The 15115-nt window shown below is 46.9% G+C and carries 17 protein-coding genes; 3 read left to right on the forward strand and 14 right to left on the reverse strand.

Annotated features, from left to right (window positions below; translation table 11 throughout):
• Nucleotides 1-30: 30 nt before the first annotated feature.
• The 3 genes from MLD56_RS23905 to MLD56_RS23915 form a co-directional block, all read right to left on the reverse strand.
• Nucleotides 31-369: a hypothetical protein gene (locus MLD56_RS23905; RefSeq protein WP_029518599.1), complete on the reverse strand. Its 339-nt coding sequence runs from the start codon at nucleotides 367-369 to the stop codon at nucleotides 31-33.
• A 14-nt stretch (nucleotides 370-383) separates the two neighbouring features.
• Nucleotides 384-1097 (reverse strand): pirin family protein, encoded by a 714-nt coding sequence (locus MLD56_RS23910; protein ID WP_029518600.1) that lies wholly within the window; start codon nucleotides 1095-1097, stop codon nucleotides 384-386.
• Between the two features lie 69 nt (nucleotides 1098-1166).
• Nucleotides 1167-2024 (reverse strand): LysR family transcriptional regulator, encoded by an 858-nt coding sequence (locus MLD56_RS23915; RefSeq protein ID WP_029518601.1) that lies wholly within the window; start codon nucleotides 2022-2024, stop codon nucleotides 1167-1169.
• Between the two features lie 182 nt (nucleotides 2025-2206).
• On the opposite strand from MLD56_RS23915, the gene MLD56_RS23920 reads away from it, so the two are divergent.
• Complete coding sequence (locus tag MLD56_RS23920; RefSeq protein ID WP_029518602.1) at nucleotides 2207-3184, forward strand: DMT family transporter; 978 nt, start codon at nucleotides 2207-2209, stop codon at nucleotides 3182-3184.
• A 95-nt stretch (nucleotides 3185-3279) separates the two neighbouring features.
• On the opposite strand, the gene MLD56_RS23925 is transcribed toward MLD56_RS23920, so the two are convergent.
• From MLD56_RS23925 to MLD56_RS23950, 6 genes are all read right to left on the reverse strand, one after another.
• The gene (locus MLD56_RS23925; protein ID WP_029518603.1) at nucleotides 3280-5268 is read right to left on the reverse strand and encodes a methyl-accepting chemotaxis protein; all 1989 of its coding nucleotides are present in this window, start codon (nucleotides 5266-5268) and stop codon (nucleotides 3280-3282) included.
• Nucleotides 5269-5421: 153 nt separating this feature from the next.
• On the reverse strand, nucleotides 5422-5829 hold the full coding sequence (locus MLD56_RS23930; protein ID WP_029518604.1) for a DoxX family protein: 408 nt from the start codon (nucleotides 5827-5829) through the stop codon (nucleotides 5422-5424).
• Nucleotides 5830-5947: 118 nt separating this feature from the next.
• The gene (locus MLD56_RS23935) at nucleotides 5948-6808 is read right to left on the reverse strand and encodes a M56 family metallopeptidase (RefSeq protein WP_029518605.1); all 861 of its coding nucleotides are present in this window, start codon (nucleotides 6806-6808) and stop codon (nucleotides 5948-5950) included.
• 2 nt (nucleotides 6809-6810) lie between these two features.
• The gene (locus tag MLD56_RS23940) at nucleotides 6811-7224 is read right to left on the reverse strand and encodes a BlaI/MecI/CopY family transcriptional regulator (protein WP_013312429.1); all 414 of its coding nucleotides are present in this window, start codon (nucleotides 7222-7224) and stop codon (nucleotides 6811-6813) included.
• 146 nt (nucleotides 7225-7370) lie between these two features.
• Entirely contained in the window at nucleotides 7371-8210 is an 840-nt protein-coding gene (locus MLD56_RS23945) for a response regulator transcription factor (protein WP_025720336.1), read from the reverse strand.
• Nucleotides 8186-8581: a Fur family transcriptional regulator gene (locus MLD56_RS23950; RefSeq protein WP_023990809.1), complete on the reverse strand. Its 396-nt coding sequence runs from the start codon at nucleotides 8579-8581 to the stop codon at nucleotides 8186-8188. The genes MLD56_RS23945 and MLD56_RS23950 overlap by 25 nt, the downstream gene beginning before the upstream one ends.
• A gap of 187 nt (nucleotides 8582-8768) precedes the next feature.
• Between MLD56_RS23950 and MLD56_RS23955 the strand changes: the two genes are divergently transcribed.
• Nucleotides 8769-9062 carry a YczF family membrane protein gene (locus MLD56_RS23955; RefSeq protein WP_049817035.1) on the forward strand — a complete coding sequence of 98 codons (294 nt, stop codon included), beginning with the start codon at nucleotides 8769-8771 and terminating at the stop codon, nucleotides 9060-9062.
• Here MLD56_RS23955 and MLD56_RS23960 read toward each other — a convergent pair.
• Genes MLD56_RS23960 through MLD56_RS23975 form a run of 4 tightly spaced genes read right to left on the reverse strand, consistent with a single transcriptional unit; the run spans nucleotide 9050 to nucleotide 13248 of the window.
• Nucleotides 9050-9259, reverse strand: a complete 210-nt coding sequence (locus MLD56_RS23960) for a hypothetical protein (protein WP_029518606.1) — start codon at nucleotides 9257-9259, stop codon at nucleotides 9050-9052. The two genes, MLD56_RS23955 and MLD56_RS23960, sit on opposite strands and share 13 nt — an antisense overlap.
• Nucleotides 9256-10368, reverse strand: coding sequence for a GerAB/ArcD/ProY family transporter (locus MLD56_RS23965; protein ID WP_029518607.1), 1113 nt, complete (start codon nucleotides 10366-10368; stop codon nucleotides 9256-9258). The genes MLD56_RS23960 and MLD56_RS23965 overlap by 4 nt, the downstream gene beginning before the upstream one ends.
• Nucleotides 10369-10394: 26 nt before the next feature.
• Nucleotides 10395-11570, reverse strand: a complete 1176-nt coding sequence (locus tag MLD56_RS23970) for a Ger(x)C family spore germination protein (protein ID WP_029518608.1) — start codon at nucleotides 11568-11570, stop codon at nucleotides 10395-10397.
• Nucleotides 11571-11613: 43 nt separating this feature from the next.
• The gene (locus MLD56_RS23975; protein ID WP_029518609.1) at nucleotides 11614-13248 is read right to left on the reverse strand and encodes a spore germination protein; all 1635 of its coding nucleotides are present in this window, start codon (nucleotides 13246-13248) and stop codon (nucleotides 11614-11616) included.
• A 224-nt stretch (nucleotides 13249-13472) separates the two neighbouring features.
• Here MLD56_RS23975 and MLD56_RS23980 point away from each other — a divergent pair, with 224 nt between their 5' ends.
• The gene (locus tag MLD56_RS23980) at nucleotides 13473-14564 is read left to right on the forward strand and encodes a GGDEF domain-containing protein (protein ID WP_029518610.1); all 1092 of its coding nucleotides are present in this window, start codon (nucleotides 13473-13475) and stop codon (nucleotides 14562-14564) included.
• Between the two features lie 66 nt (nucleotides 14565-14630).
• Here the strand turns inward: MLD56_RS23980 and MLD56_RS23985 are convergent, their stop codons facing one another.
• On the reverse strand, nucleotides 14631-15104 hold the full coding sequence (locus MLD56_RS23985) for an Rrf2 family transcriptional regulator (RefSeq protein WP_029518611.1): 474 nt from the start codon (nucleotides 15102-15104) through the stop codon (nucleotides 14631-14633).
• Between the last annotated feature and the right edge of the window lie 11 nt (nucleotides 15105-15115).

The following is a 15115-nucleotide window of genomic DNA, read 5'->3' on the forward strand; positions in this document are numbered from 1 at the left end:
TATATCTGAAGATTTATGATAAAGGAATGATTAATCTCCCCAATACTCCTCGGGATGGTATTCAATCTCAGAACCAGCTTTGAACCTAAGCTCATCTGTCTGATCATGATATTCCACGCTTTCCGGAGTGACGTAATACCAATGCTTCACCACGGGTCCATCATCTACCGGCGTTACAAAACGAAATACGTTCAACTCCCCGCTATAACGCACAATCGCCTCTGCCGTCTCACGCGGCAGCCCTTGAAGCGTGAAGCGAAACACGCCATCCACCGATTCCAAACGGCAATCGAAAACCTGCTTGCGGCTGTCGGCAAAGCTACGTCCCGTGACGGCATGCTTGATCAGCCATGTTTCCTGCTGCGCCATGTGCGCACCTCCTTTTAGGGCAAATCGATCAACATATAAAAAGCAGACTCCTCTGCTTCCAGTGCTAGCTTTGGCTCCTGCTCAATACGAGCTGAATCGCGCCCTTGCAGAATATGTTCACCGTTCACACGCAGTGAGCCTTCAATGACGAACAGGAACACGCGCCGCCCCTCGGCCTGTGTAAATTCTACTTGCTCTCCAAGCTGAAGCTTGCTTAAATAAATCGTTAAATCCTGGTTGATTGCAGCAATTTCACCCTCTGTGCCCGGTACACGTTTTCCGGCAACGACAGGCAGAAGCTGACCGTGAAGACGCTCAGGATTGAACGCTGTGGCCTCATATGACGGTTTCAGTCCTCTCGTATGCGGGCTAAACCACAATTGCAGCAGACTGACATCCTCCGTTTGTGATGCGTTGTGCTCTGTATGAATGATGCCGTGGCCCGCTGACATTCGCTGAATGCCTCCAAAACGGGTCACTGCTACATGTCCACGGTTGTCTTCATGACGCAGTTCCCCATACAGCACAATCGAAACAATCTCCATATCACTGTGCGGATGCGCCCCAAAGCCCCGTCCCGGTGTGATGACATCGTCATTACAGACACGCATAGGACCAAACGCTGTATTGTTCTCATCCTGATACTCCGCGAATGAAAAGCTGTGACTCCCCCGCAGCCAGCCCTTATCGAAGCTGAATCGGGAAGCCGCCGGATATATTGTAAACATAATAGCCCTCCTTCAGGAAGAAAAATGAGATCAAATCCCTCTCATTGTACCCGAGCCCAATCGATAAAGCTATGCCTCTGTCTGAGTGATAATCTCATCTATAAAAGACTGCAAGGTACTGGTAACAAAGGCTTCCTTACGTCGGATAAACACCGTTGTTACTTCATTGTACGGCTCAGGCATCGCATGACCGCACACATGGCCTTGAGCCACTAGCCCGCTGATCGAAGATTCAGGAAATACGGTCATTCCTATACCAGCCGCCACACTGCCGATAATCGTCTCAAATGTCCCAAACTCCATGATCTGCTTAGGAATAATGCCCTCCATTTTGAGCCAGGTTTCCAGTCGTCCCCGGTAGCCGCAGCCTTTTTTATATAAGAGAAGCGGACGGGTCGTGAGATCCTCAACGGAAAAATCATCTCCTTGGGATACAAGGACCAGCTTTTCCTGAAATACATCAAACTGTTCAATGAGCGGATGCTTGACCGGCCCGGTCACAAAGGCTCCATCCAGCCGCATTTCTGCAACCTCCTGCACCAGAGACTCTGTAACCCCAGCCTTGAGAGACAACTCGACATCCGGGTACTTGCTATAGTAAGCATGTAAAATGGCCGGAAGGGCAATGACAGTCTCCACGATGCCAATCTCCAGCACCCCCGAAGGTGCAGAGGTATTCTGAAACGCATGTTTCATTTCCTCGAATTGCGATAAAATGCTTTTCGTATATTGCAGCAGACGCTTGCCCTCGGCATTGAGGATCATTCCCCGCTTATGTCTATTAAATAAAGGCGTTTGCAATTCCTTTTCGAGCAGCTTGATTCTGGCCGTTACATTGGACTGGACATAGCTAAGCTCGGCTGCAGCCTTGCTGACACTGCCATGCGCAGCCACCGACTGGAAAATGTTTAAATCGTTCAGATCCACTACTGCTCCTCCTTATTGTGAAGGGCAAGGGGCCATCAAAATTGACGCGCCTTGTCACTTATTATCATTTTAAATGATCATAATGTTTATTTTCAATCATTTTACCAACAGCTTCCCATCCTTTATGATGTTGTCCATAAGATATATCCGCTGAGACCGGCAAGGAGGAGCTTTTGCACACCATGAACAGACAAATCATGACCGGATCTTTATTATGCCTAATCGCCAGTATGTCCTGGGGGGCGATGTTTCCGGTTTCGCACATTGCATTACAACACATCAATCCACTGTACTTTTCATTTTTGCGCTATTTATCGGTTACACTCATTTTAGTCGTACTATTGTGGCTCAAAGAGGGAAGGACTGCATTTCGCTTTGAGGGCAAGGGCAAGACGTTGTTATTCTTCGGGACCATGGGATTCACCATTTATAATATGGCCGTTTTCCAGGGACAGCACGCGATGGGGGCAGCAGGCACTCTGGTAGCCTCTATAATGGAAGTGCTAATGCCGATGATTTCTATTGCGATGGTGTGGGTCATGACCCGTAAAATGCCTCCGAAATATACACTAATCAGCATGGTGATTGCGCTGGCCGGGGCTTTACTGGTGATCACGAACGGAAAATGGACCTTTTTCACACTTGCCGGACAACATTTACTGCCGCTGCTGCTTATTTTCGTAGGCGTCGTCGGATGGGTCGTATATTCCATGGGAGGCAGCCATTTTGCAGGATGGTCTACTCTTCGGTATTCAACCCTAACCTGCCTGCTCGGAACTCTCGTCTCCTTCGTAGTCGTCACATTTGCCTCTGCTTTCAACTGGATTGTGGTGCCGGACTGGCAGGCTGTATGGTCAGTTAAATACGAAATGAGCTTTATGATCCTGCTTCCAGGGTTAGCGGCCCTGCTTAGCTGGAATGCCGGAATCCGAAAGCTATCTCCACTGAACGGAATTCTATTTATTAACTTTGTACCGATTACCACGCTGGTACTCATGTACTTCCAAGGTTATGCCATTAGCCGTTTTGAACTATATGGGACAGTGTTAGTCATATTCGCACTGATTCTGAACAATATGTTTCAGAGAAGTTCGCTGCGTCCTTCCGACTCACGGGATGTCCGTTTCCGTCTGGACCGCCGCAAGTCCTTCCAACGTTAACTTCTAACTCTGCAAACCAAAAATTATGCTAAAAGCATAAAAAAGCGCCTGGATACAGAGTACAATCTCCTGTATCCAGGCGCTTTTTATTATTTTTATGACTTTCCTTCAACCTGAAAACGTCCAACCAGTTCGCGCAATTCCTCTGCCATTTGGCTCAGATCCGCCGTAGATGAAGCAATTTCCTCGATAGAAGCGAGCTGTTGCTCAGCTGCCGCTGAGATCGACTCGGTGTTGCTCGCTGCCTCGTCCGAAATGTGGGCAATATCGCTCATAATATCTACGACACCTACAGTCCCCCGTGCCATTTCCTGAGTCACTCCGGTAATGTCATTGATATGCCCCATAGCTCGTTCCACGGCCTCGCTGATTTCCGCAAAGGATTGCTCAGACGTGGTTACCGAATCAATGCCTTCTGTCACCCGTGTCCGCGCTCGATGCATAGCGCCCAGAGCATGATTCATATCCACCTGCATCGCTTCAATGCGCTCCGAGATCAAGGTAGCCGACTTCGCTGATTCCTCAGCCAGCTTACGCACCTCCGTAGCAACCACGGCAAATCCTTTGCCATGATCTCCGGCACGTGCGGCCTCAATGGACGCATTCAGAGCTAACAGATTGGTCTGTTTGGCGATACCGGATATAACGCTGATAATATTCACGATTTCACCGGAGCGCTCATTGAGGGAGTCCATGGCCTGTCCGAGATCGTTAACGGTCTCATCGATGTCATGCATCTTCTGTACAGCCTGCGTAGCAGCCTTGCTGCCCTCCTGAGCTGACTCGGCGTTCATCTTCACATGTTCAGATACGCCCACCATACGCTCGGATACGTTCGCTGCTTGCTGAGCAAGCTCCTCCATATTTACAGAGCCGTGCTTAACGCTCTGCACCTGACGTTCGCTGCCCACGGCCACTTCCTGGATAGCGATGGTGACATGCTCAATCGCTTGGGTTGTCTGATCTGCACCCGCAGCCAGTTCCTCCGCTGAAGAACTTACCCGATCTGTCGTTTCGTGAACGCTTCGGATCATCGTGCGCAAACTGTCGACCATGGTTTGGAAGTGAGATGACAATTCGCCTACCTCATCCGTTTTTCCGGTTTCCAAATCGCCCGTCAAATCTCCTTCACTGATTCGTTCTGCTGATTTTTGCAGCTTACGAATTGGTACCAGAACAGAACGGGTGATCAGGAAAATCGCGAGTAGCGCAATCACCAATGAGCCAGCCAGCACAAAAATGGTTACATAACGCATGGCAGCCGTGGCATCGCTAATCTCGGATTGATTGAAGGTACCTGCAATTTTCCAACCAGTATCCGTATTCGTTACATAGGTCAAATATTTTTCGTGACCTTCATGCATATATTTAAAGTTCCCGCTCGGCGCAGTATACAACGTATCAAGCACTTTCTCCTGTGGAGATGAGCCCGGTTTAGCCGTAGGATGGACTACAAATTTCTTCGTATGATCCAAAATAATGATATACCCCTCCTGGCCCACTTTGATGGAGGCCAGTTTACGTACACTTTCCAGATTTAGAGAAATCCCGATAACCCCGGACTTGTCGGAAAGCGTCTGAGATACTACGACAACAGGAATACCCGATGAATTAATGATAACAGGCGTAATTGCAACCTTACCGGGCTGCTTCATCGCTTCGATGTACCATGGGCGTGTGCGAGGATCAAAAGTCCCTTCATCCTCCTTGGGCACCCCCCGAATCATCAGCCCCTCCGGTGTACCAACAAAAATATCCGTGGCATCTTCGTGCAAACCCTTGTATTGGATCAGCTTCGGCTGAATCAAAGGGCTGTTTCGACCATCTATCATCGAGCCGTCCAGACGCTCCGCTAAATAACTCGCATCTTTAATTTTACTGGCGATTGCGTATTCAATAATTGAGTTAGCTGTCGCTACCCCCTGATTCGCACTGCCGTGGAGCTGTTTTTCCATAGCATTATATGATGATTTATAGGTCGCAATGGAAATACTTAAGCTCGGAATCAGCAAAACAAGTAAAAAGCCTAAACTTAGCTTGTTCCTGAGTGTCCATATCGTTTTTCTCTTTCGCGTTGTTCCCATGTTTTTTCCCCTTTGCTCATAAAACGATATATTTGAATTACATTCCGTGTTAGTTATATCGGTTGAAAGTAGCAAATGATTTACAATGAAATTTCACAAAGGGGAAAAACAAAAACGCGCCCTATAAGACTAAGGACGCGGTTATATGAACATTTAGACCTGTACGTTAATGTTTTCAGCCTTTTTACGGCCAAATAACTGATCCACTGCCAGAAAGCGTCCACCGACAAGCGCTTGCTGAAGGCTGGTGAACAGAATCAGCAGATCAAATTCAATCGAGCCAAAAGGCTGTCCTTTTTTAGCCGTTAGCAATACACCGATCATAACGATGGTCAATGCCGCTCCAGCCAGTCGTGTTCCGATTCCCAGAACCAGTGCAATACCCCCAACCAGTTCAACCGCAGCGACCACAGGAGCCATCCAGCCAGGGAGTCCGATACTTTGGAAGAAGCCGGAGGTTCCGTCTAGTCCCTGAAACTTTTGTGCACCGTGAACGATAAAAATAACCCCTGTAAAAATCCGTACCAACAATAATCCAATATTCATAAGCGTTTGATTCATTTGCTCATCTCCTTTTAAATTGTATAAAAATTCTGCAATAAACTACACACTGTAGTGTACTACACATTGAGAATCGGTAGCGCAAAAAGCGCCACCTGTAGGAAACATCTTGCCAAACTTAGATTAGCGCCAGTGCAAACATAAGTGTCAACATCACTAGCACATAGCTGGAAAACATAATCGAACGCCAAGGCATTTGAATGACAGGTTCTTGCTGAGGGTCTAAAATACGTGAGATACGATAGTTAATGGACGTTTCTGCAAACGAGGAACAAGCGGCGGAGTTTACCAGGCGAGTATTGGCAGGCGTCATACTCAGAAGCTTGAGCAATGCGCTCCCAATCCCAACTGGTGAACCCGCTCGATGAATCGCTTCGTTATCAGCCAAAATTTCACGGGCCGTCTTATAATGATGGGTAATGTGACGTAGCACCGGCAAGTAAAACAGCTGTTTAGCACATACTTGCAGCAACCAGGTCTTCAACGGATCATAATGTTTCATATGATAGGCTTCATGGTATATGACAGCTTCTTCTTCGTGTTTGTCCAGTACAGACAATAGTGCAGAGGACAATACAATACGTGGCTTCCATAATCCCATGGTGAAGGCGGCTGGCTTGGCATAATCAATGACCCATATCCGATCGGTCCCGAGTTCACCATATCGCTCACCCAGTGCTTCGGTCAGCGGCAGGTCACGCATTCGGTGCAGTCTGCGAAAAGCTGCCCTGGTAGCCATACACTGTCTGACTGCTTCTCCTCCGGCGATAGCGAAGGTAACGAAAACCAGCCCGCTGAGCGCATCCACCATGTAGCCGATTCCGTAATGCTGTAACAAACTTCTGCAAATTTGAAACACGTTATAATTCAATTTCCAGCCGAAAACATGCTGTCCGGCGTACATACCCATCTGTATAAGGGCGAAACCCGAAATCAAGGCGCCTGCTGTAAACAGTAATTTAGAACGTGTTTTCCACATCGCTACATATCCTTTTTCCATTGTTTAATTTTTTGTTCCAGACGTTCGATCAACTTCGGATCGGCCACCTCCAGAGCATCAATCATATGATTGACAGCAAGCGGACCAAATTCGTCCACCAATTCGTGACTCAGTCCCTTGGATTGCTCATCCATGAATTCTTCCCTGCTTAAAACTGGACGATATAAAGACGTTCTCCCACGTATACTCTTACTCAGTATTCCCTTTTCCACTAAACGGTTCATCACGGTCATTACCGTATTGAAGTTAAAGTCCCGATCCCCCTCCAACGCGGTCTGCACTTCTTTGATACTCCGATCCGAAGTGGACCATAAAATATCCATAATTTTGGCTTCCAGAGGTCCGAAAAATCGGTTAAGCCCGGTTTCGCCAGCTTTAAAATTCAGTCGTTTCATAAGAAGCACCTCACACTACCGATTGTAGTGTATATCTCCTGACAAAGTCAACCGTCACACCTAATGTCAGTTTCTTCATGGAATCATATACAAACCGCCGAATGTCTCCATCCGGCGGAAATTCATCGGTATTCATAACTTTCAGTTCAATCTGCCAATCTGTATCCTACACCTCTTACGGTTGCAATATATTCAGGTTCTGCAGGCCGATCATCCAGCTTCTTGCGCAAACTTTTGACATGCACATCTACAACGTTGCTGCCGCCTACAAAATCCGTCTCCCAGATATCGTGCATCATTTGCTCGCGGGAGATCACTTTGCCTTGAGCATCAATCAGCTTCAGCAGCAAATCGTATTCTGTTTTAGTCAGATTCAATTGACTCTCTTCTTTATATACCAGCATTTTATCTCGGTCAATCCAGATGTCCTTGAACACCGTACGACGGCTGGCTTGCGCTGCCTGACGGGAAGTTGCAGGATGGCGTACAATCATCCGTTCAATGTCATGCACCATATGATTGGAAGCCAGCGGCCACACCAGCACCTCTTCTGAAGGAAGCAGCTCATGAGCATGTACAGACACCCGATCCTGAACCACGTACATAACTGGTGTGTCTTTCATGTGTTCTACCTCAAGACGATTGCGAATATCCAGTAATTCACTCTGTGGTTCGGTAGCGGTCAAATCGTAAATCAAGAGATCGCTTCCCAGATGACGCTGCACTTCAGGTTCCCAGCGATGGAAAACCATCACATCAAAACACGCATCTGACAGCGTACGCACCAACCCGTGAACTACACCCGGTACCGAACTGATCAGAATGATACGACGTGTAGTTGGACAATACAAGGGCTCATTGGAAGGAACGGTCTGCACCGTAGGTGTAGAGGGAGCAGCTAACATCGATGTCCAACTGCCCTTCACCCGTCTAGGCATGTCAGCCACTTTGAAACGATTTGTTATCTGATTCGCTTGCTTTGACATTCCTTACACACTCCTCCGAATACGACATGGGCATGGGCAATATTATACCCCGTTTCATGCGCAACCGTGTCAATCCAATCATGTGGGACTTCACTCATCACTTCATCTACTCGGCCGCATACCTGACAAATAATATGCTGATGATCGTCCATCCGCCCGTCATAGCGACTCGCAGCTTCCCCCAGCTTCAATTCACGGATTAATTCCTTATCCGTCAAATAACGCAGTGAATTATATACCGTTCCATAGGCCAGATTATATCCGCGCTCCATCAACCGATTCATAACATCGGCCGCAGTAGGATGATCGTGAGCTTCACGAACCACATCATATACCGCTTGGCGCTGCGAAGTTAAATTTAAAGTTCTCATACCGCATCTCCCTTAACCAACGCAGATTATATTAATTACAAACTTACAATCATATTAAAGATCAATTTAGAATAAGTATAAATCTTAATTTATTTCAAGTCAATGGTATCGGATAAATTGAACGGCTTTGCAACACAATGTATACAGGAGTACATGCTTAGCTTATTTATAATCGGAGGGATATTTTATGAAGATAGTGTGGATATTCACGCTCTTTATGCTGCTAATGCTCGGAACAAGTATATCGATAAAATGGCTTTCTGGTGTTCATCATCCTTGGGAGCCTATTTCATTGGCTTTTTTCACTATGCGACCATCAGAATATGTCGTCCTGGCAGGAATGCTTATAGTGTTCTTTATAAATGTGGGCAAAAAGCCAAGAGGAAACGCATTTCGCTTCCTGTTCTCACAATGGTCACGTTTCCTCAAAGTTCCTACTTCTTCCTCTGATTCTCCGCAACAGAGCCATCAGAAAGAATAAACAAGGGAAAACGCAAACAAATAATGGATGAATATAGATGAGGGACAGTCGTCCAAATTCAAAGTGGCAATCCATGTATTCCGTTCATATTCACTATCCATATTAATAATGACCACATCTCCCAGAATAAAATGGAACATCAAAATGAGCATTTGACCGGTACCGATGTATTTTTTGTCGGCAAGACGATGACTCATGAGACATTTTCCTCTCCTTTTTTATTCCGGGTCTTTCTCAGCCACGACACGATTAGCAGCAAGATAGGAAAAAACACGGCAAATATCGGAAACAGCCATTTCAGCACTAACTCGCCTGTTTGAAGGTGATCTTGATAGCTCAGTGCCATCAATACACAAGAGACTAACATGATAATCCCAAATGGCAGGATCAGTTTATGGTAAGACACTCTCAATACATCCTCTGCGGCTTTAACCGCGGCATAATAGAAGATGAAAATTTTAAAAAAATCAAAGATAATAACGCTCATAACGCCGATGACATCGACTCTGTCGATAAAATCAGATATTTCGACCTTGCTGATCATCGAGAGCAGCGGGTAAGTCGCCCGTTTGAACACATCTTCCCCCAGTGCAAGCACATTGGACAGTGTAACAATAGACAGGAGCAGCCCTCCCAGCAATATAGCAGAGACCCCTACCCCATTGGCACGATAGCCTTTTTTTAATGTGGGGAGAATCATCGCAAACGTAACCATCTCGCCGTACGGTAGCATCACGGCTTGCGAATAAACAACTTGCCATATCGGCTGCCAGCCATGCTCGGCTATGGGCAATATATTGCCGACATCTACAATGCCTGCCAACAAAATTAATATATTCGTAGCCAGGCCCAGCAGTAGCAGCAAAATTAACATGATAATGGCCGTCCGGCCTGCAACCTCGATTCCCAAATACACCACATACATGACAAGTCCAATCATTAAGGCACAAATGACTGTCAACGGCGTATGCTGAAGCGTCCGGTCGGCAATCAGGATCCCCGTGTCCCGAAGATCCCGTGCTCCGCCGTAAAGAAAAAACACGATATATAAAAAAGCAAGCGCACTCCCTGCTTTCTTGCCCAAAAGGGTTCTGCAGTACTGTGTCATTAGCAAGTCGGGAAAACGTCGGTGAAGGCTGCCATAGCATACAAAAAGCATTGCCCCCAAAACCGTGGAAATGAGGATGGCGATCCACGCATCCTTGCCCGCATTCCTTCCGGGAATAGACATCATGGATGTGCCCATCTCAAACAACACCATAAGAGAGATCATCTCTTTTGCACCTATCCGTGTCTTTTTTTTCATGGCCTTCCCTCCTTGCTCTATTTTCACTAGTCTGATTCCCCCTTGGAGTATGGGTTAGTCCGCGACTGAGTGTGTTTCAGTACAGAAGTCACTTGAATACGGACGGTGCTTTCCGCAAAATTACGGCTCCATTCGGAAGAGAGTCTTTTCCATTGTTTGGGATAGCTCCTCTCCAGCGCAAGGCCAAAGCCTATTACATCGCTACGGGTACGCTGAACCTCTCTGACTGTTGAAGTGATCACTTTTTTCGTCTCCTCTGTCCATTTCTCCTGCAGTCTTTTCATCGCCTCCGGACTTTGTAAGTTAATCGAGCACTCGGCTTCCTGTACCGCCCCGGTCTGTTTTAGGTTAATCACAAAAACAGGCTCCCCTTGCTCCATCCGTGTGTGTATCTTGGTTGAAGAGAACAAGGTTTCGATGCCAATGGTTTCCCTATCCTTACCGCAGCTCAGTGTTGTTTGGGCACCTTTCACCTTGTTGTTGATCATAGACAGTCCAATGGCCTGATCATCATCCAACCAGCGGACAAGCCGATCCTTTTTGAACACCCCCATTCCCTTAATATGAACAATAGCTTTCGGTAAAATATTGTCCACATTGTTCTTGCTTGAGGCCTGCTCTAAATTCCCATTGACCCCTATGCCCGTCAGCACAGGACCGCCACCCTTATGAGACATGCTGCGAATCACATCGTCGATAGTCACCGCGTAATCCCCGGCATACAAACGCTCCGATGTTTCCAGCTTTCCTGAAATATCATTGGCGGGAATACGACCGATTGCGGTCATGATTGCCAGTACATCCTTCCCAGTATTACCGCGTGCCACCAGCATTTTCACCGGCAGCCGGATTTCTGTAGACCTTTCCAGAGAATCCATCATATCGCCGATTCCAGCCCGTGCCAGCTTTTCACCAATAACGATCAGTTTGGTATGCGCCAAAGAAATGATCCGCGGAACCCTTTGTGAGGCTCTGCGGAGCGCTTGAAACAGATTTTTTCCCTTTTCCCGATACAAAACGACTGGAGTATCTCCTCTCGCTTTGGCTCCGGCGATTTCATCTGCTACGATCACCTGTAGGGAAACCTCATAATCCGACTCCCCAACCAAATCAATTCCTATCCCAGCTACTACTGCTCTCTGGTTTAACTCCACAGAATCCCAGCAACCGGATAACAAGGGAGCGAACAGTAGTAAAACCAAACACAGCCCCCCTATTCTCCTCTTAAAAGTTACTGCACTTTGTTCATTCCTCTTCCGCTGATACACCCTGATTGCCCCCCTCCTGCATCGGTGTGGTTTTATCAGAAGAGGAAATCCCGCTTCCATCCTTCATTCTTTTCTGGTTCTTAGATGTAATGCTTTTAGGACGCTTCCTCATCATCCAGAACGGGAGTCGCAATACGGCATCCTTTTGACTCTCCAGCACAAAAGGGCTAAAAGGCGCCATGTAGGGCACCCCGAAAGAACTCAGACTGTTCATATGAGCAATCAGCGCAATCAACCCCAATGTAATGCCGTATAGCCCCATAAACGCTGACAGTATCATGAAAATAAACCGGCACAATCTCCCGGCCACTGCCATGTTATAGGCTGGGATTGCGAAACTGGCTATTCCCGTCAGGGCTACTACAATTGTGAGCAGCGGGGTGACGACTCCGGCTTCCACGGCCGCTTGACCCAACACAAGCGCTCCTATAACGGATACCGTTTGACCACCCGCACGCGGCATTCGAATACCCGCCTCACGCAAAATCTCAAAGGTAATCTCCAAAATAAACGCCTCTAGAAATGCCGGAAAAGGAACGGATTCCCGCTGAGCCAATATGCTGATCAGTAGTGGAGTCGGTATCATTTCATAATGGTATGTTGTTAAGGCAATGTAGAGAGAAGGCCCTAGAATAAGAATAATGAAGCTGATATATCTAATGAGCCGAACAACAGTCGCCATATCGTAACGCTCTTCATAATCCGAAGAACTCTGAAAAAATTGGGCAAATACTGTAGGCATCACCAGTACAAACGGAGTCCCGTCTACGATGAGCGCCACTCGGCCCTCCATAATATTGCTGCTGATGGTGTCGGGTCTTTCCGTGTTAAAAATCGTTGGGAATGGTGTGAAATGATTTTCTTGTATCATCTCCTCAACCATGCCGGACTCAAATATAGCGTCAATATTGATGTTTTCTATCCGTTTACGAACCTCATCTACGACGCCTGGATTTGCAATGTTCTTCATGTACAGCATGGCCACATTCGTGAGAGACGTGCTTCCCACTTGGAACATCTCCAGTGTAAGATCGGAGCTTTTAATCCGTCGCCGGACCAGAGAAATATTCGTGAATAGGGATTCTACAAATCCCTCTTTCGGTCCTCTGACGACTGTCTGTGTTGTTGGCTCGCTGACTGCGCGTGTCTCTCCCCCACGCGTGCCGCACGCAATCGCTTTTTCGCAGCCTTCCAATAAGATGATCGTGTCCCCCATTAACAGTTGTTCCATCATGGAACTCCAATCATCGCAGTCCTTCACTTCTCCCAGTGCAAGCGCATGACTCTGTATTCTTACGTACAGCGCTTCTGCATTCTCCGCCTCAGCAGCCACTTCAGCAGATGGGCGGCTAAGCATGGATCTCATGATGAGTTCATTCACCGTATCCGTTTTAGCCATACTATCCAGAAACACAATAGCGGCGGGAACCTCCGCCCTCAGCCCCAATTTAAAGCGACGCATCAGAAAGTCTGGGCTATCTGACGTCAATTTCTTAATTTGCTGCAAGTTGGTTTCCAAACAAGTATCGATTTTTAGATAGCGCGGAGAATTTCCATTGTTCTTACCCGCACCCGACTTTTTATTATGTTTGCGATAGGGATAGCGAATCATGAGCAAACCTCATCTCCAGTAAGGCAGCAATAGATACCGCCCATTTTTCCTTATTCTTGTATCTTTGGAGTATGCTCAATCTATTCCCAGTTATGCACCAAATACGTGAACGAAACGTTATAAGCGTACCCGCGTAATAAATTTCAATAAATTCTTCATTTGCAAGCTTAATGTCAGTTTTTTTGATAAAATGAAGAAATATGCCTCTCGGGAGGGTTAACATCTTGTTCAGTACGTTTTTTGTAAATACCTGTATCCTTGTCACCTTTTTGTACATAACCGGCCTCATATCACAAAGATATAAAATCCGTCTGCACACCTTGAAGCGTAAGATGCATTGGATTGGAGGCGCCCTTTTTGGGTGCTACGGCATTGTCATGATGTACTATTCAATTCCAGTAGGATTTAATACGATTGCCGATCTTCGTCATCTGGCCATCGTAGCTACCGCCACTTACATCGGCGGCCCAGCAGCGCTCACGGCTACTCTGTTTATATGTATAGGTAGATTATTGCTGTTTGGTATTAACGATCAAGCCATCGTAGGCGCTATTTTTATGATACTCGTTGGCCTGGGGTGCGCTTTATTGTCACATCTGTCCTGGTCACGTTTACCCAAGCTGATGATTATGAACGTTTTTGCTTTGGGCATTATATTCTGTCCCCTTATGATTAATTTGAAAAATCTTGATGATGTTCTGCACGTGTATCCGCTCCAATTCTTCATTTCCATGGTCGGCGGATGTCTTCTGTACCTCATTGCTGAATCTATCAACACATCCAATGAGCTGTTACTTCGTCTGGAGCATACCTCCTACACAGACCATCTCACTAATTTAAGCAACAGAAGGCAGCTTGAGTTCTCATTGGAAGAGAAGCTCCCTCAAGCTCGCCAACGTCATGAGCATTTATCCGTACTGGTGTTGGATATTGATCACTTCAAGGAAGTCAACGATACCTACGGACATGCCGCAGGAGATGCAGTGCTGCGCCAGCTTGGACAGATTTTAATGGAAAAATGTCGTCCTAATGATGTAGTCACCCGCAGCGGGGGAGAAGAATTCGCCGTACTCTTGCCGAATTGCGCTTTTCGGCAAGCACTTCGCATAGCTAATCAAATTCTTAGCGGAGTAAATCAGTATGAGTTTGTTTTAGCGGACGGGTTTATTCTTAAAGTCACCGTGTCCATCGGCGTGACAACCTTTCCAGGTACCGGGGAAGATATGTCCGGGGCAGCCCTATTGGAGCAGGCAGATAAAGCTCTATACGAAGCTAAAAATGCAGGACGTAACCGGGTTTGCTCATATGAAATATAATTTGAGGCATGACCATTTCATAGAAATAGCCGATACAACCCTCTTTTGAGAGTTGTTCGGCTATTATCATTTTGAATCTTCATTATGATTGCATTTCCCCACCACGAGTGATGTACGCTTGGCAAGCGAAGCCAGCGTATGGGCCCCCCATACTTCCAGCATACGTCGTTCGCTCTCGGCTAAAATTTCGGATACGGCTATCGCCAACTCCTCACAAAAAGGATTGGTTTCCGGTTCATGCATCATACCCGGGAAAATTGGATCACATATTTCAATGGCGTGGTATATATCGGCAAGTGTAATATGGTCGGCCGAACGGGTAAGCACATAGCCTCCCTCACGACCTTCGCGTGCTGCAATCAAATCTGCCTGTACAAGTCGCGTCAGCACCCTGCGCACCAAAGTGACTTCGCAGTCAATGGAACGGGCAATAGAACCGCTGGCACAGAGTTCTCCGTGCTTTTCCAAATAGACAAGCGCCTTTACCGCCACCCCAAGCCATCTGGGCGTTGCGGTGCGTAGTCTTTTTTCACTATTCAAATGAGATGACA

This window comes from Paenibacillus peoriae (assembly GCF_022531965.1).
Lineage (GTDB): Bacteria > Bacillota > Bacilli > Paenibacillales > Paenibacillaceae > Paenibacillus > Paenibacillus polymyxa_D.

Bases quoted from the DNA above. Each gene is read 5' to 3' on its own strand.
- MLD56_RS23955 (WP_049817035.1), top strand. From the start codon at position 8,769: ATGAAGATAGTGTGGATATTCACGCTCTTTATGCTGCTAATGCTCGGA.
- MLD56_RS23930 (WP_029518604.1), bottom strand. From the start codon at position 5,829: ATGAATCAAACGCTTATGAATATTGGATTATTGTTGGTACGGATTTTT.
- MLD56_RS23905 (WP_029518599.1), bottom strand. From the start codon at position 369: ATGGCGCAGCAGGAAACATGGCTGATCAAGCATGCCGTCACGGGACGT.
- MLD56_RS23945 (WP_025720336.1), bottom strand. From the start codon at position 8,210: ATGTCAAAGCAAGCGAATCAGATAACAAATCGTTTCAAAGTGGCTGAC.
- MLD56_RS23925 (WP_029518603.1), bottom strand. From the start codon at position 5,268: ATGGGAACAACGCGAAAGAGAAAAACGATATGGACACTCAGGAACAAG.
- MLD56_RS23965 (WP_029518607.1), bottom strand. From the start codon at position 10,368: ATGAAAAAAAAGACACGGATAGGTGCAAAAGAGATGATCTCTCTTATG.
- MLD56_RS23960 (WP_029518606.1), bottom strand. From the start codon at position 9,259: ATGAGTCATCGTCTTGCCGACAAAAAATACATCGGTACCGGTCAAATG.
- MLD56_RS23940 (WP_013312429.1), bottom strand. From the start codon at position 7,224: ATGAAACGACTGAATTTTAAAGCTGGCGAAACCGGGCTTAACCGATTT.
- MLD56_RS23950 (WP_023990809.1), bottom strand. From the start codon at position 8,581: ATGAGAACTTTAAATTTAACTTCGCAGCGCCAAGCGGTATATGATGTG.
- MLD56_RS23935 (WP_029518605.1), bottom strand. From the start codon at position 6,808: ATGTGGAAAACACGTTCTAAATTACTGTTTACAGCAGGCGCCTTGATT.
- MLD56_RS23910 (WP_029518600.1), bottom strand. From the start codon at position 1,097: ATGTTTACAATATATCCGGCGGCTTCCCGATTCAGCTTCGATAAGGGC.
- MLD56_RS23975 (WP_029518609.1), bottom strand. From the start codon at position 13,248: ATGATTCGCTATCCCTATCGCAAACATAATAAAAAGTCGGGTGCGGGT.
- MLD56_RS23920 (WP_029518602.1), top strand. From the start codon at position 2,207: ATGAACAGACAAATCATGACCGGATCTTTATTATGCCTAATCGCCAGT.